Here is a 20,537-nt window from a genome sequence, read left to right on the forward strand (position 1 = left end):
CGAGGTCGACGCGGACAGCCTTGAGATCTGGGAGGCCAATGTCGCCGCCCATGAATACGGCATGTCGCTGCTGCAGCCCGGGGCCAGCTGTTCCGGGGTCACAGAGAAGATCAACGCCTTTCTGGCCGACCGCGACCTGCTGCAATACCGCACCTTCGGCTATGGCCATTCGTTCGGGATTCTCAGTCACTACTATGGCCGTGAAGCCGGGCTGGAACTGCGCGAGGACGTCGACACGGTGCTGGAACCCGGCATGGTGATCTCGATGGAGCCGATGCTGACGATTCCGCAGGGTCAGCCGGGCGCTGGCGGATACCGCGAGCATGATATCCTGGTGATTACCGAGGACGGCAACGACAACGTGACCGGATACCCCTATGGCCCCGCGTTCAACGTGGTGGGCTGAGGCGTGCCCGGGTGTTTTCGGCGCGTGATCGAAAGCACAGCGCCTGCGCGGACGGGATTGCCTCGGGGCGCGGGCCTGCTAGGCTGCGCCTGACTTGAAAAGGAAATTGACCCATGCGCCCTGCTTTCCGCCTCTTGATCCCGCTCCTGTCCCTGATGGCCCTTGCGGGGTGTTCCGGCGAGGTCGTGGGCGTGCTGCCGGGCGGGCCAGTTGCCGGGTATGAGGCGCAGGAGGACGGCGAGTATGTCCTGCCACCGGTGCCCGCGGAATACCTGCAGGGCGTCAACCGCCGGACGCCGGTCGACTACGACGGCCCCGAGGCCCCCGGCACCATCGTTGTCGATCCCCACGCCAAGCTCCTCTATTTCGTCGAGCCGGATGGTGCCGCCATGCGCTATCCCATCGCGGTGGGACGGGCCGGGCTGCGGATGCGCGGCGACTCCAGGGTCGGCATGAAGCGCGAATGGCCGGGCTGGACCCCGACGGCAAACATGTTGCGCACCCAGCCCGAGGTCTACGGGCCCTTCGCAAAGGGTGTCGAGGGTGGCCTTGCCAGCCCGCTGGGCGCGCGCGCGCTCTATCTCTACCAGAACGGGCGTGACACCTACTTCCGCATCCATGGCACCAATGACCTGACCTCGATCGGCAATTCCGGGTCGGCGGGCTGCATTCGTCTGTTCAACCAGGACATCATCGACCTTTATGAGCGTGTCGAGCGTGGCGCGCGCGTGACCGTGCGGACCTATGAGGAATCGGTGGCCGCCGAGGGCGAGGAACTTGCCAATCGGGGCGAGGAACTGCCGCCGACCACCGTCGATCCCGAGTCCATCTACGGCGTCACGGAGGTGCCCGCCGAAGACGGCGCGGCGTCCGACGAGACCTGAGCGGGGCGCCGTGGGGGCCTGCGTTGACAGTCGGAGGAGCGGGCTTGCGGTGCGGTCCGAGGGGCGCGGCCTCGGCTGCGGGGGCCGGGATGACAGGGCCGGGGAATGACGGGCGGTGTCGGGCTCGACCTGATCGTTCCTGCGCTGGTTCTGGCGGCCATGGGCTGGTCTGTGCCGCGCCTGTTGTTTCATGTCTTCCCGGAGGGCGTGAAGCCGCTGATCCTGCTCGGCCTGTGTTCGGCCCTGATCATGCTGGTGCTGGGCATCGGCTTCTTCACGGTGCTCTACCTCGCGCAGGGCATTGACTGGGCGACACTGACGCGCGACGGCCTGGCGCCTTTCGTGGGGCATTTCCTCAAGCTGGGCGCGATTTCCGCGCTGCTTTGGGGGCCGGTGATGGTGTTGGGGGTGGCCAGCCTGCCCAGGCGATGGAAGAACGAAACTTGGTGACGGTATCCGAAGGGGCGCTGCGTCGACGCAGCGCAGGCGGCCCCTGCTCGGGCCACGCGACGGATGGACGTGAAAGCCGGGATCGAAGACGCCTCGTCGAAACTGGCCTGATGGACCGGACGCTCGTCCCCGCACTGTCGCCGCGTCCGACGTCGCCTTCGACACCCCGGCGCGGCAGGTCGACATGCGGACCCAGCGGGTCGCGGCGGACAGGCCCGATGCGGACGCGCCCCGCGCGGCAGACTGCGCTGTGGACAAGGTGGGCGCTGGCGCGGCACTCTTCCGGCACGCGGCCTTGAAGGCGGTGCCGCTGAAGGTCACCCCCGGGGGCGCCGCGGGGGACTTGACGGAAAGGTGTGGACAATGAGCTTCGTTCGGCTTGTCATCTTCGGGTTTCTTTTCCTCAGCGTTGTCTATGTCTGCATCTCGCTCTACTCACGGTCGGTCCGGCGCGAGAAGCTCGAGGCCGAATGGGAGGAAACCCGTCCCGCGGGCATTCACCGCGATGCCTTTGTCAAGGAAGGCATGAAAGAGTATGAGACCAGCCTGAGACGGCGGCTGATCCTGCTGGTCTATGTCATTCCGCCGGTCCTGGTCGGCGCCATCATTTATTTCGTCAACTGAAGAGAGCCCGCCATGCGCAATATCCGCCGCGCCGTCCGTATCACGATCTTTTTGATCCTCGCCCTCTGGCTGCACTACGTGCTGCCGCAGCGCGACATCGCGCGGGTGACCTCGACCGAGGTGGTGCGCACGGATTTCTCGGGGCTCAACCGGATATTCTTCGCCCAGACGGATACCGGCAATGCCGAAAGCGTTTCGCGCGACCTGCGGTTCATCAATGCCGAGCGCAAGAAGAGCTACCTGTTCAACCTGATCCGGAGTGGCAGACAGACCATCGTTTACCGCAACGAGGACACCGGGTGGATCTACCCCCCCTATTTCAAGTTCGACAGTGCCGATCTGCAGGCCGAGGCGGGAACCGCGATCTCGACCGAGCCGCCGCATGACTGGGTCGTGATCACCCACTACGGCTGGCGCATCAACTGGCTGTCGATCTATCCCAATGCCGTGTCGATTCGCCCCGCGCCGGGCGAGGATTTCCGCCCGATCCCCTGGTCCAATTTCATCATCTACGCGCTGATGCTGGCGGGCGTCCTGTTCGTGCGGGCCATGTGGCGGCAGTTCCGTGAACGCACGCTGGACCCGCTGACCGAGAGCGCGGAGGACCGGATGGATCATGTGCAGGCGGATTTTGCAAAGCGGCGCGGGCGGCTGCGGCGCTGGTGGGACAACTGGCGCGGCAAATGACCTGATCGTGTGCGCGTGCCGCGCACCCATGATGTCTCGGCGTCGCCTTTGGCGTCACCTCGTGATCGGGGGCGCTGCCCCCGTCTGCCCGATGGGCAGACTCCCCCGGGATATTTTTGGTCCAAAGAAACCGCAGGCTATTCGCCGTAGGGAATCCAGACGGTCTTGACCTCGGTCGATTGCGCCAGCCAGGTCGTGCTGGGCCAGGCGCGGGTCTGGCCGTTGTTGACCCAGGTGCGTTTCAGTGTGCCCGCCGAGGTGCGTTCGATCTCTGCCGACAGGTCCGTCGAGGAAAACGACCAGACCGCATCGAGCCCCGCATGGGCGGCCATCTGCGGGGCAAGGTCGGCATGATCGCCGGTAAGGATATTGACCACCCCGCCGGGCAGGTCCGAGGTGTCCAGCACCTGATAGAAATCGGTCGCGGCGAGTGGATAGGGGGCCGAGGCCACCGCGGTAACGCGGTTGCCCATGGCAATGGCGGGGGCCATGGGCTCGATCAGGCCCATCAGCGCCCGCGCATCGTCGCAGAGCACGCCGATATTGCCGACCGGTTCGTTCATGGCCAGTGCCGTGCCGCGCAGGGGCACCGGCTTGGCGCGGTGGTCGTGCTTGTCGGCCCAGGCCGCCCATTTGAACAGGGTCCGGATGGCCTGCGTCACCTCCTTGTCGCCCGAGCGCCCGCCGGTCAGGTGGTTGATCCGGGCGGCGAATTCATCCTCGCGGGCCGAGAGGTTCTCGGCGATGTAATAGAGGATCTGCGCCCGCTGGTGGCCGGTGGTCGCGGACCAGGCCCTGGCGGCCGTCATGGCCTCGACCGCGTTGCGCAGGTCCTTGCGATTGGCCAGCGAGGCATGGCCGAGCAACTTTCCCGTCCGGGTATAGACGGGCCGGGAACAGCCGCCGTCGGGGCGAGCCTGCTTGCCGCCGACATAGAGCTTGGCGGTGCGGTCCAGCGGCGGGATCGGGTTCCCGTCATTGGTGGTGAAGGGCGCCACCGGCGACAGTTTCTGGGCCGTGCCCCTGGGCCGGGTATAGGCCAGAAGCCCCTCCCAGCCGCCCTCGCGGCCGAAGCCGCTTTCGCGCACCCCGCCGAAACCGGCGGCGGCGTCAAAGAGGTTCGTGGCGTTAACCCAGACCACGCCGGCGGCCAGTTTCGGCGCGATATCGAGGGCCAGGTTTATGTTCTCGGTCCAGAGCGAAGCCGCCAGCCCGTAGCGGGTGTTGTTGGCCAGCTCCACCGCCTCGGCCGGCGTGCGGAAGGTGGACGAGACAAGGACCGGGCCGAAGATTTCCTCTTGCATCAGGCGGTCGGCGGGCGACAGGCGGGTGATCAGGGTGGGCGGATAGTAGCAACCGTTGTCGGGCAGCGGGCCGGGGGTCTGGTAAATGTCGCCGTTCGATGCCGCGACCATCTCGGTGATCGTCCGCAACTGGACCGGGTCGACCACGGCGCCGACGTCGATGGCCTTGTCCAGCGGGTCGCCCAGGCGCAGCTTGTCCATGCGCGCGCGCAACTTGTCATAGAAGCGTGGCGCAATGCCTTCCTGTACCAGCAGGCGCGACCCGGCGCAGCAGACCTCGCCCTGGTTGAACCAGATCGCGTCGACCAGCCCCTCGATCGCGCTGTCGATATCGGCGTCTTCGAAGACGACGTAGGGCGACTTGCCGCCCAGTTCGAGCGTCAGGGCCTTGCCTGATCCGGCGGTGGCCTCGCGGATGCGGCGGCCCACGGCGGTGGAGCCGGTGAAGGCGATCTTGTCCACATCCGCCGCGACCAGCATCTCGCCCACGGCGCCGTCGCCGGTGACGATGTTGACGACGCCTTTTGGCAGGCCCGCCTGGCGGCAGATATCGGCGAAGAGAAGCGCCGTGAGCGAGGTGTATTCGGCCGGCTTCAAGACGGTCGTATTGCCCATAGCCAGCGCCGGGGCGATCTTCCACGCGAGCATCAGCAGCGGAAAGTTCCAGGGTACGATCTGGCCGCAGACGCCCAGAGGCTCCTGGTCGGGCAGTTCCTCTTCCATCAGCTCGGCCATGCCGGCGTGGTAATAGAAATGCCGCGCGGCCAGCGGGATGTCGATGTCGCGGCTTTCGCGGATCGGCTTGCCGTTGTCGAGGGTTTCGAGCACGGCGAAAAGGCGCGCATGTTTCTGCAGCAAACGCGCGATGGCATAAAGCGCGCGGGCGCGCTTGTGGCCGTCCTGTGCCCATTTCGGCTGCGCCTTGCGTGCGGCGGCGACAGCGGCGTCCACATCCGCCTGCGTGGCTTGCGTGACATGGGCCAGCACGTTGCCGGTGGCGGGGTTCTTCGCCTCGAAGGTTTCGCCCGGGTCGGCGAATTTGCCGTCGATGAAACAGCCGAACCGGTCGCCCATATCCACCAACCATTCCAGCGCGGGGGCGGCGGATTCCAGGGCGGGGCCGTAGTCCATGGTCTCGAAGATGTCTTTCACGGTCATCGGCTTATCCAATCGCGTGCCGCCAGCCCACGGAATAGGCCCCGGTCAGGTGATGCTCCAGCTGGCGCTCGATGTCGCCCAGCAGGGACGAGGCGCCGAAGCGGAACAGGTCGGGCTGCAGCCAGCGGTTGCCCAACTCGTCCTTGATCAGCGCTAGGTAGGTCAGCGCGTCCTTGGCCCTGGAAATCCCGCCCGCGGGCTTGTAGCCCACCTTGTAGCCGGTGCGCGCCGCGTAGTCGCGGATCGCGCGGACCATGGTCAGGCTGACGGGCAGGGTGGCATTGACTCCTTCCTTGCCGGTCGAGGTCTTGATGAAATCGGCGCCGGCCATCATGCAGACCAGCGAGGCGCGGGCGACGTTGCGCAGCGTGCCCAGTTCGCCGGTGGCGAGGATGGCCTTGACATGCGCGTCGCCGCAGGCCGCGCGCATCTCGCGCATTTCGTCGTAAAGCGCCTGCCAGTTGCCTTGCAGGACATGGCGGCGGGAAATGACGATGTCGATCTCCTCGGCCCCGGCGGCAACGCTTTCGCCGATTTCGGCAATGCGCAGGCGGTAGGGCGAGAGTCCCGCCGGAAAACCGGTGGACACCGCGGCCACCGGAATGCCCGATCCGCGAAGGGCCTCGACCGCCGGTGCGACCATCTCGTGATAGACGCAGACCGCGCCGGTGGTCAGGCCCTGCATCCCAAGCGCGTCGAGGATATCGGCGCGCACCGGCTGACGGGCCTTGGCGCAGAGGCGGCGCACGCGGCCCTCGGTATCGTCGCCTGCCAGCGTGGTCAGGTCGATCAGGCTGATGGCCTTGCACAGCCAGGCGGCCTGATAGTCCCTTTTGACGCTGCGGCGGCCCGGCAAGGTCGCGGCGCGGCGTTCGATGGCGGACCTATTGGCCTGCACGGCACGGACCCACGAGAGGTCCATCTCCATCCCCGCGTTGCGCGGCTCATGGACCTGCGGCAGTTGCGCGCTGGCGCGCGTCATGTGGCTGTCGGTGGTGTGCAAAGGGGCCTCCCGTCGATGGGCAAAGCCTGTCACGGGGCGCGCAGACTGGCAAGATGTGGCGCGGCGTCAGGGCTGGATCAGCTGCTGGCGGCGGGCACGGCGGAATCGCTGCGGCGTCTGGCCATGGGCGGCCAGGAACAGCTTGTGAAAATGCGACAGGTTGGGAACACCGCAATCGGCGGCGATTTCGGCCAGGCTGTCCTCGCTGCCCAGAAGGCGGGTGGCGGCATGGGCCATGCGCCGGGCGTTGACGTAATCGGATGGGGTCTGGCCCATGTGGCGCCGCATGGTGCGGGCGACATGGGGGTGGGCGCGGCCTGCCACGCGGACCAGCCCAGCGGCGCCCTGGCGAAAGACCTCCGGGTCCTGCGCGACGGCGCAGGCATGGCGCAGCCAGGCGGGCGCATCGGGCGGGATGTCTGCCGGGGCCTGCGCCAGATCAGCCAGCAGCGGCAACAGGAAGGCCTCAAGCGTCAGCGCGTCGCGGGGCCCGCGTTCCAGCCGCAGGGCGGCGTGGTTGACCTCGGCCATGCGGCGCATGTCCAGGTGATGCCGGGGCGGCACGGGGCCATCGGACCAGAACCCCATGCCCGCCAGGGCCGGGTGACGCGCGCCCAGCGTTGCGATGGCACTGTCGCGTATGGAGAGTGATACCACCATGGCGGCCTCGCCCCGCCCCTGAAGGCCATGGGTGTCGCCGGGGCGGATGAAGATCAGGTCGCCCTCGGCCAGATCCTCACGCCGGTCGGGCAGGTGGTGGCGCACCGTCCCGTTCTGCACCCAGAGCAACTCGTGGAAGGCATGCCGGTGCAGGCGGCGCGGCCGCCGCGGCGTCAGCTCCGCCCGCACCAGATGGTGGGTGGCCGCTGGGTCAAGCCCCTCGGGAAAGACCAGAACATGCGGGCGCGCCTCGGTCATGGCACCACCATGCCACGCCGCGTGTCCGGGCGCAGCAGTGGATTGCGGGGCCTCAGTCGCCCATCTTACGCGACAGGAACCGAGGCAGCTTGTCGGCGTTCGCGCCCCGGGCCGGCGCGGCCTCCTCTGCGGTTGTCGCGGCCGCGGGTGCCGCCTCTGAATCGCTGGCGGCGGCGCTCATGGCCTTGATGCCTGCGATGCCGGATTCGCCCAGCGGCACCGCCGCGAAGGGCCCGCCCAGCCAGGTATACCCCATGTCGTCGGGCGCCGGCCGCGGGACACCGGTCTGCAACTGCGCGGCCCAGTCCTCGGCGTTGTCCTGGGGGCGGAAGCCCAGGAACCCGGCCTTGTCATTGTTGATCGGCGCGCGGGTGTTGGCCGAAATGCCGAACACGGTGGCAAAGCCGGTCACCGGCGCCTCGACCGCCCTGCGGACAAGCTGGCGCAGGTCATCGTAGCTCAGCCAGGTTTGCAGGGCGCGCAGATTCTGCGGCTCGGCGGTGCAGGAGAAAATGCGCAGGCACACCGCCTCGAGACCACGCTTTTCCCAGTACATGCGTCCCAGGTCCTCGGCAAAGCACTTGGCCAGGCCGTAGAATGTGTCGGGCCGATGCGGGGCGTCCAGACCGATCCCTGCGGTGGTCTCGTGCATCCCGACCGCATGAACGGAAGAGGCATAGATCACGCGCCGTGCCCTGTGCCGATGGGCAGCCTCCCAGACGTTGTAGGACGATATGTAATTCGGGCCCAGAAGCTCCTCGAAGGGGCGTTCGTCGACGATGGCGGCGAAATGGACGATCATCTCGGCCCCCTCGACCAGTGGCGCGAAGGCGGCCATGTCCGCGACGTCCACCTGTTCGAAGCGTTCGTTGGGCAGCAGCGTCTCGGGTGCGGGCTGGATGTCGACCGACAGCAGCTCTTCGGTCCGCCCGGCCAGGATTTCGCGGATCTGCATGCCAAGGGCGCCACAGGCCCCGGTGAGAACGATCTTTTTCATGTCGGCCCTTTCCGTGATGCCTGCGGCAAGGCTGTGCCGCGGCGCGGGCAAGGTCAAGTGGCCATGCCCGGTGTGGCGGGTTCCGGCCGTTTGCCCCGCTCAGCCCTGGTCGGGGCGCAGTTCCGAGACGAAGTCGTAGAAATCCGACCTGTAGAGGCCGCGCGTGAATTCCACCGGGCGGCCGCTGTCAAGATAGCCGGTGCGGTCGATCCGCAAGATCGCGGTGGTTTCGGGCAGGCCCAGCAGCGCGGCATCTTCCCCGGTCACATTCTCGGCCGTGACCCGCTGGATGGCGCGGCCTGGGGCCTGTCCGTGGCGGCGCAACACCTCGTAGAGCGACGTTTCCACCGCGTCCGGGTCGGGCAGGACGTCGGCGGGCAGCGAGGAGCGCTCGATCGCCATGGGCGTCCCGTCGGCGCTGCGCAGGCGTTCCAGCCGCGCAACCGGGCGCGCGGGCGACAGGCCCAGCGCCATCATCTCGTCGGGGCTGGGGGCGTAAAGGCCCCGGGTCAGCACCCGGCTTGTCGCGATCCGCCCGCGGGCCTTCATGTTCTCGGTGAACGAGATAAGCGTCGACAGGGATTGTTCGGTCCGCGGGGCGGTGCCGGTCACGAAGCTCCCCGCCCCCCGGCGTTGCGCGATCAGGCCCGAACGGACGACCTCTGCCACCGCGCGGCGCACGGTGACCCGGCTGACATCGGCCAACTCGGCCAGATCGCGTTCGGGGGGCAGTTGGGCGCCCTCGCGCAGGGTGCCGTCATGGATAGCCTCGGTAATGTGGCGCGACAGCTGCAGGTAGCGCGGCCCCCCGCCGGGCTCGTACCAGGCGTCGGCTGCAAAAAGGGTGTCGGCACTGTCGTTCACGTCGGACCTGTTCATTGGTATGGCTGGAATAATACCAAACCCTTGTGGGTCAAGTCATTTGCACGCCGTCAAGCGGGGGCACCGCCTCCTCCTGGAGGTGGGTACGGAAGGACGCCCATTTCTCTTCGTTGGCACAGACGAACCGGTAATAGGCGATGTCCTCGAGCGCGGCGGCCGCTGCCTCGTCGAGGATCACCTTGCAGGCCGGGTGCAGTTGGATCGCCGAGGCGCTGACGCGCGAGGTCAGCGGCCCCTCGACCGCGCGGGCGACGACCTCGGCCTTGGCCGCGCCGCAGGCCAGCAGGATCAGCTCGCCCGCCTCGAGGATCGTGCCCACGCCCATGGTCAGGGCGCGCTTGGGCACGCGGGCCGCGTCGCCGCCGAACATGGCGGCGTTCTGATCGCGCGTCGTCGGCGTCAGGATCTTGTCGCGGGTGCGCGAGCGGAAGGCCGACAGCGGTTCGTTGAAACCGATATGACCCGCAGCACCGATGCCGAGCAATTGCAGGTCGATGCCGCCGGCGGCGGCGATCTTCGCCTCGTAGTCGCGGGCCGCCTTGCCAAGGTCCTTGGCCATGCCGTCGGGCAGATGCGTGCGGGCGTGGTCGACCCTGACCCGGTCGAAGAGATGCGCGCGCATGTAGGCGTCATAGCTTTGCGGGTGCTCGGGCGGCAGTCCGACGTATTCGTCCAGGTTGAAAGTGGTGCAGCGGTCGAAGCGCGCGCCGCCGGTGGCCAGATGGTCATAGACCTCTTCCATGGTGCGCCCCGTGGCGAGGCCCAGTACCATGTCCGGCGTTGTGTCCAGGCGCGCCTGGATCAGCTTGGCGGTCAGCGCCACGGCGTCGGCGCGGCTCTTGCAGGGCAGGATTTCCATCAGGTCACCTTTGGGGCAGGGGGAGGCCGCCGATCGTCACGCCCGAAAGCGTGAGGTCGGCATCGAAGTGCAGGATATCGGCACGGGCGCCGGGCGCGAGCCGCCCTATGTCCGCCTGGCCCAGCCAATCGGCGGGCAGGGTGGACAGGCGCCGGGCCGCCTCGTCCAGCGGCAGGCCGAGGCCGACGAGGTTGCGCAGCGCGACATCCATTGTCAGCGCCGATCCGGCCAGCGTGCCATCTGCCAGCCGCATGGCCCCCCGCGCCTTGGTCACCGCGTGGGCGCCCAGCCGGTAGGGGCCGTCGGGCATCCCCGCCCCCGCGGTCGCATCCGTCACGCCATGTAGATTCGCGATGGCCCGCCGCGCGGCGAGGATGGCACCTGGTTCGACGTGGATCAGGTCGGGGATGATCTCGGCATGATCGGCATGGGCCAGCGCGGCCCCGGCCAGGCCGTTGTCGCGATGCGACAGGGGGCTCATGGCGTTGAACAGATGGGTGACGCCGCAACCTCGGGCAAGGGCGTCCCGGGCCCTGGCGTAGTCGCACAGGGAATGGCCCATCTGCGCCCTCACCCCCAGTGCAAGCAGGGTGTCCAACAGGGCCTCGTCCGTGTCCATCTCGGGGGCGAAGGTCATCACCCGAACCGGGGCGATCGCCGCCCAGGCGCGCAGCTGATCCGGGTCCGGCGCGGCGGCATGAGGCGGCTGCGCGCCCAGTTTTTCGGGGTTGATGAAGGGGCCTTCCAGGTGCGCGCCCAGGATGCGCGCGCCCGTCGGATCGGGGGCGTCCATGCAGGCTGCGACAGCCTCCAGAAAGACGCTCAGCTCGGCGGTTGGCGCGGTGACCGAGGTTGGCAGCATCGCCGTGGTCCCGTGCCGGGCATGCAGCGCGGCCGCACCCCGGATCGCCCCGGTGCCGGTCATCATGTCATGGCCGCCGCCGCCGTGAACATGCAGGTCCACGAAACCGGGCAGGATGTAGGGCGGGGCCGGGGTGTCGACCGGTGCGCCCTCGATGGCGGTGATCCGGTCGGTGAAATGCAGGGTGCCGGCGATCCAGCCGGTGGCGGTCAGGATGCAGCCCGTCAGGCTGCGCGTAGGTGTCGCATCGGTTGGGGTCATGAAAGCTCCGTCACGAAATCCCAGCGGTCGCCACGGAAGGTGGAGCGCGTCAACTCGACCGCGCGGTCCGCGGCGGTATAGCCGATCCGCGTGATCAGCAGGCCCGGGGCGCCGGGGGCGACCTCCAGCAAGTCGGCCATGGCGGGTTCTATGGCGACGGCGGTCAGCCGCTGTACCGCGCGCACCGGGCGCATCCCGCGGGTCGCCATGGTCTCGTAAAGGGAGTCAGAGATAAGCGTGGGATTCGCCAGCGCCTCGGACAGAACGGTCGTGGCCTCGACGGCCAGCGGCTGCCCATCGGCCGACCGCAACCGGGTCATCCGCGTGACCGGCGCATTCGGTCCAAGCCCAAGCGAAATGACCTCCTCAGGGGTGGCGCGGCCCTGGCCGCTCGAGATCACGCGTGAATGCCCGGTCATGCCTCGTGCGGCCAGATCCTCGGAAAAGCTGGTGAGCACCGACAGCGGTTGCGAGAAGCGCCGGGTCACGAAGGTGCCCGCGCCGCGCCGCTGTTCGACAAGGCCGCGCTCGCCCAGCTCCTTGATCGCGCGCCGCACGGTGACACGGCTGACGCCATGCATTTCGGCGAGGCTGCGTTCGGGCGGCAGCGCCGTGCCGGGGGCCAGCTCGCCGCCTTCGATCTGCCGCATGAGCGTCTCGGCCAGGTGCCTGTAGCGGGCCTGTCTGGTCAGAGTGGCCTCGGTCATGGGGCAGCCTCGACGGGCAGGCCCTCCTCGCTGCGCCAGTCGTGGGCGGCCATGATCCGCAGCCCGTCGAGCGCGGTGCCCTGCGCGGGCACGACCCGGGCCTGCAGGTCTGGCGGGAGACGCGGTGCCATGACCCGGGCGAGGCCGCCCAGCACGGCGAGCGGCTGTCCGGAATCGACCGCGCGCACGGCGCTTTCCAGCTCTGCCCCGGCGGCTTCCAGCAGGCCCCGGGCGACCGCGTCGCCTGCCTCGGCCGCCTCGATGACCTGCGGGGCCAGGGAGGCGAACCGCGTGGCGTCGGCCTCTGCCAGCCAGAGTTGTATGGTGTTGAAATCGCCGCCGACCTCGCGGCGCAGCGCGTCGAAGAGGCGGCTGTCCTCCGGGTGGCGTCCGTCCAGGTGGCGGGCCAGCAGGGCCACTGCCCGGTTGCCGAGCCAGCCGCCGCTGCCCTCGTCGCCGATCTTGTAGCCCCAGGCGCTGGACGAGGTGACGGCACCCTGCGCGGACAGGGCATATGCGGCAACGCCGGTGCCCACCGCCAGCACGATCCCGGGCCGCCCGCCATGCGCGCCCACAAGTGCGGCGAAGCCATCGGTGACGATCGCGATGTCGGAGGCGCCGACCGGGTTCGCCGCGCGAAATTCGGCCTGTCTTTGGGGCGAGCGGCCCCCGGCGAATCCGCACCACAGCCGCGCGCCCTCGATCGGGCGGCTGGTCTTTTCGGACAATTCGGAAAGGCCGCTGGTGATGCTGCGCCAGGCCCGTTCAACGCCATAGGTCAGGTTGGAGGGGCCGGCGCCGGCCTCTGCCAGAACGTCCCCGTCGTCGCCCAGGGCGCGCAGGCGCGAACCTGTACCGCCACCGTCGATCACGACAAGGGGGATATGAGGTGACATGGGGTGCGAACCCTTCCTTCAATGGGTGTCTTGGGCAGCCTAGGCAATGGACGTGCCAATTACAATACCAAAACTTTGTTTGGTATTATATATATTGAATTGGTCTTGCTATTGGAGTTAATATTCGCGAATGTTGGGGGCAGGAACGATTCGCCGTCCGCGCCGCTGAGCATGGTGGCCGGGCTGCTCGGGTCGCTCTCGATCGCCCCGGTGTGCCCCTGGCGCACGCCGTCGTCGGATCACGGAAAGCAACGACGCCAGGCCATAAAAGAGGGAGTGCGAGATAACGCGCATCATGAAGACCACGACGGCCACGCTGGCGCTTTGCGTCGCCGGGGCCGCTGCGCTGGCGCAGGACGCCACGCTGACCATTGAAAGCTGGCGGTCCGAGGATCAGGCGATCTGGGACGATGTCCTGATCCCCGCCTTCGAGGGCAGCCACCCGGGAATCGAGGTACAGTTCACACCGACCTCGCCCACCGAATACAATGCGGCGCTCAACGCGCGGCTTGATGGGGGCACCGGCGGCGATCTGATCACCTGCCGGCCCTTCGACGGCTCGCTTGCGCTTTACCAGCGCGGCCAGCTGTCGGACATCGCGGACATTGACGGGCTGGACAACTTCCCGGATTTCGCCAAGGCCGCCTGGCAGACCGATGACGGCAGCGCGACCTTCTGCGTGCCCATGGCCTCGGTCATCCACGGCTTCATCTACAATGCTGAAGCCTTCGCCGAACTGGGCCTGGAAGAGCCCGAGACGGAGGACGAGTTCTTCGCCGTGCTCGACGCCTTCGCGGACGACGGCACCTATACGCCGCTGGCCATCGGCTCGGCCGACCAGTGGGAAGCGGCCACCATGGCCTATACCAACATCGGGCCGACCTACTGGAATGGCGAAGAGGGCCGCCAGGCGCTGCTTGATGGCTCGGCGGAATTCACCGACCCGCAGTTCGTCGAACCCTTCGAGGTGATGCAGCGCTGGAACGACTACATGGGCCGCTCCTACCAGGCGCAGGGCTACACCGACAGCCAGAACCTCTTTACCCTGGGGCGCGCGGCGATCTATCCGGCCGGCTCTTGGGAGATTGGCGGCTTCAATCAGCAGGCCTTCTTCGAGATGGGGGCCTTCCCGCCGCCGGTCCAGGCCGCGGGCGATACCTGCTACATTTCGGACCATACCGACATCGGCATCGGGATGAACGCGTCGACCGACAACCCGGAGGCCGCGCGCACCTTCCTCGAGTGGGTCGCAAGTGCCGAGTTTGCCGAGCTCTATACCAACCAGCTGCCCGGTTTCTTCTCGCTGTCGAATGCGCAGTTCGCCGTCGAGGACCCGCTGGCGCAGGAGATGATCTCATGGCGGCAGGACTGCGAGAGCACGATCCGCGTCGCCCACCAGATCCTGTCTCGTGGTGAGCCGAACACCTGGAACACCATGTGGACGGTCAGCGCCAACGTCTTCAACGAAGGCGTTACCCCGCAGGAGGCTGTGCAGACGCTCCAGGAGGGACTGGAAGCCTGGTACGAACCGCATCAAGACTGATCCTCTGACCCGGCACGCCCCCGCCAGACGCGGGGGCGTGCCTTCAGCCGCGCCAAGATCAAGATGGAGGACCTGACGTGTCCGACCCCACGACAGATCAGCCCGAGGCCGCACCGCCCCCCACCGCCCCCCGCCGCAAGCGCCGCCGGGGTGGGGGTGCTCATATCTTCGTCTTCCTGGCCCCGGCGGTGCTGATCTACTCGGTCTTCTCGATCTACCCGCTGGTCGAGAGCCTGCGTCTGAGCCTTTTCGACGGGCTCGAGGATGGCACAGCCGTCTGGGCGGGTCTCGACAACTACACCACGCTGCTTTTCGATCCCAACTGGGCCACGCAGTTCTGGCGGGCCTTCTGGAACAACCTCGTCCTCTTTTTCATTCACATGGTGGTGCAAAACCCGCTTGGGTTGCTGCTTGCCGCATTGCTAAGCCTTGCACCACGTTTCGGGTCGGCCTACCGGACGCTGATCTTCGTGCCGACGCTGCTGTCGGTGGTCATCGTTGGCTTTATCTGGGAGCTGATTCTCTCGCCGCTTTGGGGTGTCTCCGAGACGCTGCTGGGCACGGTCGGTCTCGCCTGGCTCTACCAGCCCTGGCTGGGGCTGGAGTCCAGTGCGTTGGCCACGGTCTCGCTGATATCGGTCTGGCAATACGTGGGCATCCCGATGATGCTGATCTATGCCGCGCTGCTGTCGATCCCGGACGAGTTGATCGACGCCGCCCGGGTGGACGGGCTGAACGGCTGGTGGATCTTCTGGAAGATCAAGCTGCCGCTGATCCTGCCGACCCTCGGGATCGTCGCGATCCTGACCTACATCGGCAACTTCACGGTCAGTTTTGATCTGATCTACTCGATCCAGGGGGCGCTGGGGGCGCCGAACTTTTCGACCGATGTCATGGGCACCCTGCTTTTCCGGACCTTCTTCGGCCAGCAACTCCAGGTCGGCGATACCCACATGGGCGCGACCATCGCCAGCATGATGTTCTTCATCATCCTCGTGGGGGTGACGATTTATCTGGTGCTGGTCCAGCGCCGTCTGCAACGCTACGAGATGTGAGGGCAAATCCATGACCGAGACCGCATCCAGCAGCCGTACCCATCCCCGCCGCGCCCGGGGCCTCTCGACCCGGGTCGCCGTGCACGGGGTGCTTGCGGGCTATACCCTGATCGCGATCTTTCCGGTCTTGCTGGTGATCCTGAACTCCTTCAAGAACCGCCGCGGTATCTTCACCGACCCGCTGGGCCTGCCCGGCGAGGGGACCTTCAGCCTGGAGGGGTATGCCACGGTTCTGACCGAGGGCGACTTTGCGACCTATTTCTCGAACTCTCTGATCGTCACGGTCAGTGCCTTGTTCCTGATCCTGCTGCTGGGCGCCATGGCGGCCCATGCGCTGGCCGAGTATCGCTTTCGGTTCAATACCCTGCTTGGAATCTACCTGATCCTGGGGATCATGGTGCCGATCCGGCTGGGGACCGTTGCCATCTTGGAACTGATGGTGGACCTCAACCTGGTGAACACGCTTCTGGCGCTGATCCTGGTCTATACCGCGCAAGGCTTGCCGGTGGCCGTCTTCATCCTGACGGAATTCATGCGGACGCTGTCGCGCGACATCAAGGACTGTGCCCGCGTCGACGGGCTGAGCGAATACCGCATCTTCTTCGAGGTGGTCGTGCCGCTGATCCGGCCCGTGCTGGCCACGGTCGCGGTGTTTTCTATGATTCCGATCTGGAATGACCTGTGGTTCCCGCTGATCCTCGCCTCGGGGGATGCCACCAAGACCGTGACGCTGGGCGTGCAGCAGTTCATCGGGCAATACACCGTGAACTGGAGCGCGGTGCTCGCCGCGCTCTCGATCGCCATCCTTCCCGTCCTGGGGCTTTATGCCCTGTTCTCGCGCCAGCTTATCGCCGGCATCACGTCGGGCGCCGTCAAGGGCTGACCCCGCACCACCTTTCGGAGGTTCGAAAAAGTGTCCGAACTCACACTCCAAGACGTTCGCAAGTCCTACGGAGAGGCCAAGGTCATCCATGGGATCGACCTTCAGATCCAGGACGGCGAATTCTGCGTCTTTGTCGGCCCCTCGGGCTGTGGCAAATCTACCCTTTTGCGGATGATCGCGGGGCTGGAATCCATCACCGGTGGCGATGTCGTGATCGGCGGCGAGCAGGTCAACGACATCGCCCCCGCAGACCGGGGTATCGCAATGGTGTTCCAGTCCTACGCGCTTTATCCGCACAAGGATGTCTACGGCAACATGGCCTTCGCCCTGCGCCACGCGGGCGAGGACAAGGCGGTGATCGACGAAAGGGTCCGCAAGGCGGCGGATATCCTGGGGTTGGAGGCCTTGCTGAAACGCCGGCCCAAGGAACTGTCGGGCGGGCAGCGCCAGCGCGTCGCCATTGGCCGGGCCATTGTGCGCGACCCCGAGATATTCCTGTTCGACGAGCCGCTGTCGAACCTCGACGCCGCGCTGCGGGTGCAGATGCGGGTCGAACTCCTGCGGCTGCACCAGCGGCTCAAGACCACCATGATCTATGTCACCCACGACCAGGTCGAAGCGATGACCCTGGCCGACCGAATCGTCGTCCTGCGCGATGGCCGGATCGAGCAGGTGGGCACGCCGCTGGAGCTTTATCACCACCCCGAGAACCGTTTCGTCGCCGGCTTCATCGGCTCGCCAAAGATGAATTTCCTGTCCGCCGAACGCAGCGGCGACGGCACGACGGTGACGACCCATGGCAGCGCCCCCATCGAGGTGCCGGTCCAGCCGCGCGACACGCCCGGCGCCGTCACCCTTGGCATCCGGCCCGAACACGTCGGGCTGGTCGCGCCCGGGGCGGGCGACCTGGATGCCCGCATCCTGGTGGCCGAGCGCCTGGGCGGCGAGACCTTCCTGCACTTCGACCTGGGCGACGACGACGCCTTCATCGTCAAGGCCGACGGCGGCGCCACGCACGAAAGCGGCGAGACCGTGGGGCTAACCTTCCCGCCCGATGCCCTGCACCTGTTCGACGCTGAGGGCGTTTCCTTCGCGCCGCGGCAACGGCACGCGCTGATCGGCTGACACAAAGGACCATGGCATGACCCAGGACATCGACCTTAGCGCCCTCGTCTCGGAGGGACGCAATCCGCGCAGCGCGGAGCTTGATCGTGTGTCTGCGCGCGAGATCGTCGCTCTGATGAACGCCGAGGATGCCGGGGTCGCCACCGCCGTAGGGGCCGAAGCGGATTCCATCGCCGCTGCCGTGGACCGCATCGTCGCGGCTTTCCGCGCCGGGGGGCGTTTGATCTACATCGGAGCGGGCACCAGCGGGCGGCTGGGCGTGCTGGATGCCTCGGAATGCCCGCCGACCTATTCCGTGCCGCCCGGCATGGTCGTCGGCCTGATCGCCGGGGGCGATCACGCGATCCGCCATTCGGTCGAGGATGCCGAGGATGACCATGCGCAGGGGGCGGCCGATCTGGACTCGGTTGAGGTCGGTCCGAACGATGTGGTCGTGGGCATCGCGGTCAGTGGCAAGACGCCCTATGTCCTCGGCGCGCTGGAGCGGGCGCGCGCGGTGGGGGCGGGCACCGTGGCGCTGTGCTGCAACCCCGGCGCCCCGGTGACCGAGATTGCCGAGATCGCCATTTGCCCCGTCGTCGGCCCCGAGGTTCTGACCGGTTCGACGCGTCTCAAGTCCGGCACGGCGCAGAAGATGGTGCTCAACATGCTGTCCACGGCGAGCATGGTGCGCATCGGCAAGAGCTACGGCAACCTGATGGTCGATGTCGCGATCTCGAACGACAAGCTGGCCCGTCGCGCCGTGGGCATCGTGCAGGAGGCCACCGGCTGCACCATGCAGGAGGCCGAGGCGGTCCTCGCGGCCAGCGGTGGCCAGGCGAAACTTGCGATATTGATGCAGATCAGCGGTTACGACGTCGACACCGCCCGGGCCGCCCTGGGGGCTGCGCGCGGGGTCCTGCGCGATGCCATCGCCGCCAGTGGGCTTGGGGCACGGTGACCCGACGGGGATGTCCAGGTCCCTGATCGGTCCGAGGCCAAATCGACAACGCGGGGGAACTGGTGGAGCCGAGGGGAATCGAACCCCTGACCTCGTCATTGCGAACGACGCGCTCTCCCAACTGAGCTACGGCCCCATGTTCCAGTCGCCTGTGTGGCCCCGCGGCGATCCGGTGTCAAGTCAGCGCGTCGCGCAGGTCTGCTGCACTCAGGCGGTGGGCCTGGCCGAAGCCGCCATTGAGAAGTGCCGGTATCGGGGCCAGCTGCAGCAGGTCGAGATCGGCGAAGTCGTAGTAGCGCTGCGCCTTTGAACAGGCGGCAAGCCAGGCGTCCTTGAGCGCGGCCGCGTTCGCCTTCTTGGTCGTAATCTGCAGGGAAAGGGCGGATGAGTCAGGGGTCGCCCCGCGGCCCTGGCGCGCCCACCACGACCGAGGCCGCCGGGTACGATGCGCGACAGCCCGGCTGCCCTCGATCCGGTATCGACCACGTCCAGCGCCGGGGCCTCTGCGGTCATAACAGGACAAGAATCGGTCGCGGGCCAGGCAGGGTCCGGCGTGGGGCACGTCACCCGCTGGACCTGTCTGAACCGTAGCCCCGGCTACCCCCCGGCCCAACAATCGATTGAGTGTGCCGCCAACACGGGATAGCGTTCTCGCAGCGTTGCAACCAAACTCCCGGGGGACCCATGGCAAAGACAGTCGAAGACCTGGTCAAGGTGGCTCGTGCCGAGGTGCCTGCGATCTCGCCGGCCGAGGCCAAGCGCCTGCACGGCTCCGAGGGGGTGGTTTTCCTTGACGTGCGCGAACCGGTCGAGGTGGCCGCGGGCAAGGTCAAGGGCGCCGTTGCGATTCCGCGCGGGGTCCTGGAATTCCAGGTCGGTTCGATCGAGAACCGCCCCGAGGCCCTGTCGGAGGACAAGACGGTGATCGTCTATTGCGCCGGCGGCGGGCGGGCCGCGCTGGCGGGCCAGACGCTGCGCGCGATGGGCTTCGAGGATGTGCGCAACCTGGGCGGTTACAAGGACTGGGTCGAGGCCGAGGGCGAGACCGAGCGCGACGTCTGATCCGGATCAAGGCGCGTCTTCGCGTTTCGGTGCATGCTGTGCCGACACAAGAGGAGGAAAGCCATGTACAGTCACATCCTGATTCCCGTCGCCTTCGAGGGTGACCACCCGACGAAACCGGCCGAGCAGATCGCCCATACCTTGTCTGCCCCCGGGGCGCGGGTGACGTTCCTGCACGTTATGGAGGAATTGCCCGCCTACGCGATCAGCTACGTCCCCGAAGGTTATGACGAAGAGACACGCGCCGCCGTGCAGGCCCAGCTTGACGGCAAGGCCGAAAATTTCGCCAAGGGCGAGGCGGTGGTGATTCACGGGCATTCGGGCCGGACGATCGTGGAGTGGGCCGGGGACAATGGGGTGGACCTGATCGTCATTGGGTCGCACCGCCCCGGCCTGGCCGATTACTTTCTCGGCTCGACCGCTGCGCGGGTCGTGCGCAACGCGCAATGCGCGGTGCATGTGCTGCGCTGAGACGGTTTCAGAACTCGAGCCAGGTTTCGAAAAAAAGCCCGGTGCCCCGGTCGCCGGTCAGGGTATGGCTGGCCCCGGCATTGAGCCGCAGCCTGTCGCTGACCCGGTGGATCACCGAGGGCCGCACCCTGGCGTAAGGGTCGCCCGCGTGCCCGAGGCCGGAGTGGAATTGCAGCATCGCCGACCAGGCGGGGGTCATGTGATAACCGCCTGTCAGGTCAAGCTTGGCCTCGATGTCGTCCTCGGCCAGGTCGCTCAGCAGGCGGCCCTCGGCTGTGATCCATCCTGCGTCCGAGCCCTGCCCCCAGGCCAGCCCCACTGAGGCCAGTCGGTCCACCTGGTCCGTCTCGGCCCCGGCGGCATCATACTGGATGCTGTCGAAGGTGCTGCGGGTTTCGGTAATTCCCGGACAAGCATTTCAGTAATTCCCGGACACGCGTTTCGGTAATTCCCTGTACCGGGGCACGGTTCTGAGACAGCGCGTTGCGCTGGTTAGGCCGCCATTTTAACCTCCGTGACGGCTTCGGGTTCAAGGGCTTTTTGCTCGGCCCTGATCTGAT

Annotated in this window: 23 protein-coding genes and 1 tRNA gene; 12 read left to right on the forward strand and 12 right to left on the reverse strand. The window is 67.1% G+C overall.

Annotated features, from left to right (window positions below):
• The 5 genes from ACH107_RS18440 to ACH107_RS18460 form a co-directional block, all read left to right on the forward strand.
• Positions 1-406 (forward strand): M24 family metallopeptidase (locus tag ACH107_RS18440; RefSeq protein WP_412507075.1); only part of this gene is annotated, 406 nt, incomplete at its 5' end.
• 113 nt (positions 407-519) lie between these two features.
• Positions 520-1,290, forward strand: coding sequence for a L,D-transpeptidase (locus ACH107_RS18445; RefSeq protein WP_412507076.1), 771 nt, complete (start codon positions 520-522; stop codon positions 1,288-1,290).
• A gap of 105 nt (positions 1,291-1,395) precedes the next feature.
• Positions 1,396-1,740, forward strand: coding sequence for a hypothetical protein (locus ACH107_RS18450; RefSeq protein WP_310690336.1), 345 nt, complete (start codon positions 1,396-1,398; stop codon positions 1,738-1,740).
• 363 nt (positions 1,741-2,103) lie between these two features.
• Positions 2,104-2,364, forward strand: coding sequence for a hypothetical protein (locus tag ACH107_RS18455; RefSeq protein ID WP_310690335.1), 261 nt, complete (start codon positions 2,104-2,106; stop codon positions 2,362-2,364).
• A gap of 12 nt (positions 2,365-2,376) precedes the next feature.
• The gene (locus ACH107_RS18460) at positions 2,377-3,051 is read left to right on the forward strand and encodes a DUF1523 family protein (protein ID WP_412507077.1); all 675 of its coding nucleotides are present in this window, start codon (positions 2,377-2,379) and stop codon (positions 3,049-3,051) included.
• Positions 3,052-3,188: 137 nt separating this feature from the next.
• Here ACH107_RS18460 and ACH107_RS18465 read toward each other — a convergent pair whose 3' ends face one another.
• The 9 genes from ACH107_RS18465 to ACH107_RS18505 form a co-directional block, all read right to left on the reverse strand.
• A complete protein-coding gene (locus tag ACH107_RS18465; protein ID WP_412507078.1) occupies positions 3,189-5,513 on the reverse strand; it encodes an aldehyde dehydrogenase family protein in 2,325 nt (774 codons plus the stop codon).
• A gap of 4 nt (positions 5,514-5,517) precedes the next feature.
• Entirely contained in the window at positions 5,518-6,495 is a 978-nt protein-coding gene (gene deoC / locus ACH107_RS18470; protein ID WP_310690332.1) for a deoxyribose-phosphate aldolase, read from the reverse strand.
• Positions 6,496-6,582: 87 nt separating this feature from the next.
• Positions 6,583-7,434 carry an AraC family transcriptional regulator gene (locus tag ACH107_RS18475; RefSeq protein WP_310690331.1) on the reverse strand — a complete coding sequence of 284 codons (852 nt, stop codon included), beginning with the start codon at positions 7,432-7,434 and terminating at the stop codon, positions 6,583-6,585.
• Positions 7,435-7,486: 52 nt separating this feature from the next.
• Positions 7,487-8,431 carry an NAD-dependent epimerase/dehydratase family protein gene (locus ACH107_RS18480; RefSeq protein WP_412507079.1) on the reverse strand — a complete coding sequence of 315 codons (945 nt, stop codon included), beginning with the start codon at positions 8,429-8,431 and terminating at the stop codon, positions 7,487-7,489.
• Positions 8,432-8,530: 99 nt separating this feature from the next.
• Positions 8,531-9,310 (reverse strand): GntR family transcriptional regulator, encoded by a 780-nt coding sequence (locus tag ACH107_RS18485; RefSeq protein ID WP_310690329.1) that lies wholly within the window; start codon positions 9,308-9,310, stop codon positions 8,531-8,533.
• A gap of 34 nt (positions 9,311-9,344) precedes the next feature.
• Positions 9,345-10,172 carry a glucosamine-6-phosphate deaminase gene (gene nagB, locus ACH107_RS18490; RefSeq protein ID WP_412507080.1) on the reverse strand — a complete coding sequence of 276 codons (828 nt, stop codon included), beginning with the start codon at positions 10,170-10,172 and terminating at the stop codon, positions 9,345-9,347.
• A 4-nt stretch (positions 10,173-10,176) separates the two neighbouring features.
• Complete coding sequence (locus ACH107_RS18495) at positions 10,177-11,295, reverse strand: N-acetylglucosamine-6-phosphate deacetylase (protein ID WP_412507081.1); 1,119 nt, start codon at positions 11,293-11,295, stop codon at positions 10,177-10,179.
• A complete protein-coding gene (locus tag ACH107_RS18500) occupies positions 11,292-12,002 on the reverse strand; it encodes a GntR family transcriptional regulator (RefSeq protein WP_310690326.1) in 711 nt (236 codons plus the stop codon). Before ACH107_RS18500 ends, ACH107_RS18495 begins: the two co-directional genes overlap by 4 nt.
• Positions 11,999-12,898: a BadF/BadG/BcrA/BcrD ATPase family protein gene (locus tag ACH107_RS18505; protein ID WP_412507082.1), complete on the reverse strand. Its 900-nt coding sequence runs from the start codon at positions 12,896-12,898 to the stop codon at positions 11,999-12,001. Before ACH107_RS18505 ends, ACH107_RS18500 begins: the two co-directional genes overlap by 4 nt.
• Before the next feature lie 295 nt (positions 12,899-13,193).
• Between ACH107_RS18505 and ACH107_RS18510 the strand changes: the two genes are divergently transcribed.
• The 5 genes from ACH107_RS18510 to murQ all read left to right on the forward strand — a co-directional run bounded on the left by ACH107_RS18510 (position 13,194) and on the right by murQ (position 18,444).
• A complete protein-coding gene (locus ACH107_RS18510) occupies positions 13,194-14,441 on the forward strand; it encodes an ABC transporter substrate-binding protein (RefSeq protein ID WP_412507083.1) in 1,248 nt (415 codons plus the stop codon).
• Positions 14,442-14,605: 164 nt separating this feature from the next.
• Positions 14,606-15,496 carry a carbohydrate ABC transporter permease gene (locus ACH107_RS18515; protein WP_412507088.1) on the forward strand — a complete coding sequence of 297 codons (891 nt, stop codon included), beginning with the start codon at positions 14,606-14,608 and terminating at the stop codon, positions 15,494-15,496.
• Positions 15,497-15,506: 10 nt separating this feature from the next.
• A complete protein-coding gene (locus ACH107_RS18520) occupies positions 15,507-16,379 on the forward strand; it encodes a carbohydrate ABC transporter permease (RefSeq protein WP_310690323.1) in 873 nt (290 codons plus the stop codon).
• 30 nt (positions 16,380-16,409) lie between these two features.
• On the forward strand, positions 16,410-17,504 hold the full coding sequence (locus tag ACH107_RS18525) for an ABC transporter ATP-binding protein (protein ID WP_412507084.1): 1,095 nt from the start codon (positions 16,410-16,412) through the stop codon (positions 17,502-17,504).
• 16 nt (positions 17,505-17,520) lie between these two features.
• On the forward strand, positions 17,521-18,444 hold the full coding sequence (gene murQ / locus ACH107_RS18530; protein ID WP_412507085.1) for an N-acetylmuramic acid 6-phosphate etherase: 924 nt from the start codon (positions 17,521-17,523) through the stop codon (positions 18,442-18,444).
• 60 nt (positions 18,445-18,504) lie between these two features.
• On the opposite strand, the gene ACH107_RS18535 is transcribed toward murQ, so the two are convergent.
• Positions 18,505-18,580, reverse strand: a tRNA-Ala gene (locus ACH107_RS18535).
• 39 nt (positions 18,581-18,619) lie between these two features.
• Complete coding sequence (locus tag ACH107_RS18540) at positions 18,620-18,967, reverse strand: hypothetical protein (RefSeq protein WP_412507086.1); 348 nt, start codon at positions 18,965-18,967, stop codon at positions 18,620-18,622.
• 161 nt (positions 18,968-19,128) lie between these two features.
• On the opposite strand from ACH107_RS18540, the gene ACH107_RS18545 reads away from it, so the two are divergent.
• Both ACH107_RS18545 and ACH107_RS18550 read left to right on the forward strand, forming a co-directional pair.
• Positions 19,129-19,506: a rhodanese-like domain-containing protein gene (locus ACH107_RS18545; protein ID WP_310690319.1), complete on the forward strand. Its 378-nt coding sequence runs from the start codon at positions 19,129-19,131 to the stop codon at positions 19,504-19,506.
• Between the two features lie 63 nt (positions 19,507-19,569).
• A complete protein-coding gene (locus ACH107_RS18550) occupies positions 19,570-19,977 on the forward strand; it encodes a universal stress protein (protein ID WP_310690318.1) in 408 nt (135 codons plus the stop codon).
• Between the two features lie 7 nt (positions 19,978-19,984).
• On the opposite strand, the gene ACH107_RS18555 is transcribed toward ACH107_RS18550, so the two are convergent.
• On the reverse strand, positions 19,985-20,314 hold the full coding sequence (locus tag ACH107_RS18555) for a hypothetical protein (RefSeq protein ID WP_412507087.1): 330 nt from the start codon (positions 20,312-20,314) through the stop codon (positions 19,985-19,987).
• Positions 20,315-20,537: the final 223 nt, after the last annotated feature.

This window comes from Roseovarius halophilus (ex Wu et al. 2025) (assembly GCF_047086965.1).

Bases quoted from the DNA above. Each gene is read 5' to 3' on its own strand.
- ACH107_RS18445 (WP_412507076.1), top strand. From the start codon at position 520: ATGCGCCCTGCTTTCCGCCTCTTGATCCCGCTCCTGTCCCTGATGGCC.
- ACH107_RS18450 (WP_310690336.1), top strand. From the start codon at position 1,396: ATGACGGGCGGTGTCGGGCTCGACCTGATCGTTCCTGCGCTGGTTCTG.
- ACH107_RS18455 (WP_310690335.1), top strand. From the start codon at position 2,104: ATGAGCTTCGTTCGGCTTGTCATCTTCGGGTTTCTTTTCCTCAGCGTT.
- ACH107_RS18460 (WP_412507077.1), top strand. From the start codon at position 2,377: ATGCGCAATATCCGCCGCGCCGTCCGTATCACGATCTTTTTGATCCTC.
- ACH107_RS18465 (WP_412507078.1), bottom strand. From the start codon at position 5,513: ATGACCGTGAAAGACATCTTCGAGACCATGGACTACGGCCCCGCCCTG.
- deoC (WP_310690332.1), bottom strand. From the start codon at position 6,495: ATGACGCGCGCCAGCGCGCAACTGCCGCAGGTCCATGAGCCGCGCAAC.
- ACH107_RS18475 (WP_310690331.1), bottom strand. From the start codon at position 7,434: ATGACCGAGGCGCGCCCGCATGTTCTGGTCTTTCCCGAGGGGCTTGAC.
- ACH107_RS18480 (WP_412507079.1), bottom strand. From the start codon at position 8,431: ATGAAAAAGATCGTTCTCACCGGGGCCTGTGGCGCCCTTGGCATGCAG.
- ACH107_RS18485 (WP_310690329.1), bottom strand. From the start codon at position 9,310: ATGAACAGGTCCGACGTGAACGACAGTGCCGACACCCTTTTTGCAGCC.
- nagB (WP_412507080.1), bottom strand. From the start codon at position 10,172: ATGGAAATCCTGCCCTGCAAGAGCCGCGCCGACGCCGTGGCGCTGACC.
- ACH107_RS18495 (WP_412507081.1), bottom strand. From the start codon at position 11,295: ATGACCCCAACCGATGCGACACCTACGCGCAGCCTGACGGGCTGCATC.
- ACH107_RS18500 (WP_310690326.1), bottom strand. From the start codon at position 12,002: ATGACCGAGGCCACTCTGACCAGACAGGCCCGCTACAGGCACCTGGCC.
- ACH107_RS18505 (WP_412507082.1), bottom strand. From the start codon at position 12,898: ATGTCACCTCATATCCCCCTTGTCGTGATCGACGGTGGCGGTACAGGT.
- ACH107_RS18510 (WP_412507083.1), top strand. From the start codon at position 13,194: ATGAAGACCACGACGGCCACGCTGGCGCTTTGCGTCGCCGGGGCCGCT.
- ACH107_RS18520 (WP_310690323.1), top strand. From the start codon at position 15,507: ATGACCGAGACCGCATCCAGCAGCCGTACCCATCCCCGCCGCGCCCGG.
- murQ (WP_412507085.1), top strand. From the start codon at position 17,521: ATGACCCAGGACATCGACCTTAGCGCCCTCGTCTCGGAGGGACGCAAT.
- ACH107_RS18545 (WP_310690319.1), top strand. From the start codon at position 19,129: ATGGCAAAGACAGTCGAAGACCTGGTCAAGGTGGCTCGTGCCGAGGTG.
- ACH107_RS18550 (WP_310690318.1), top strand. From the start codon at position 19,570: ATGTACAGTCACATCCTGATTCCCGTCGCCTTCGAGGGTGACCACCCG.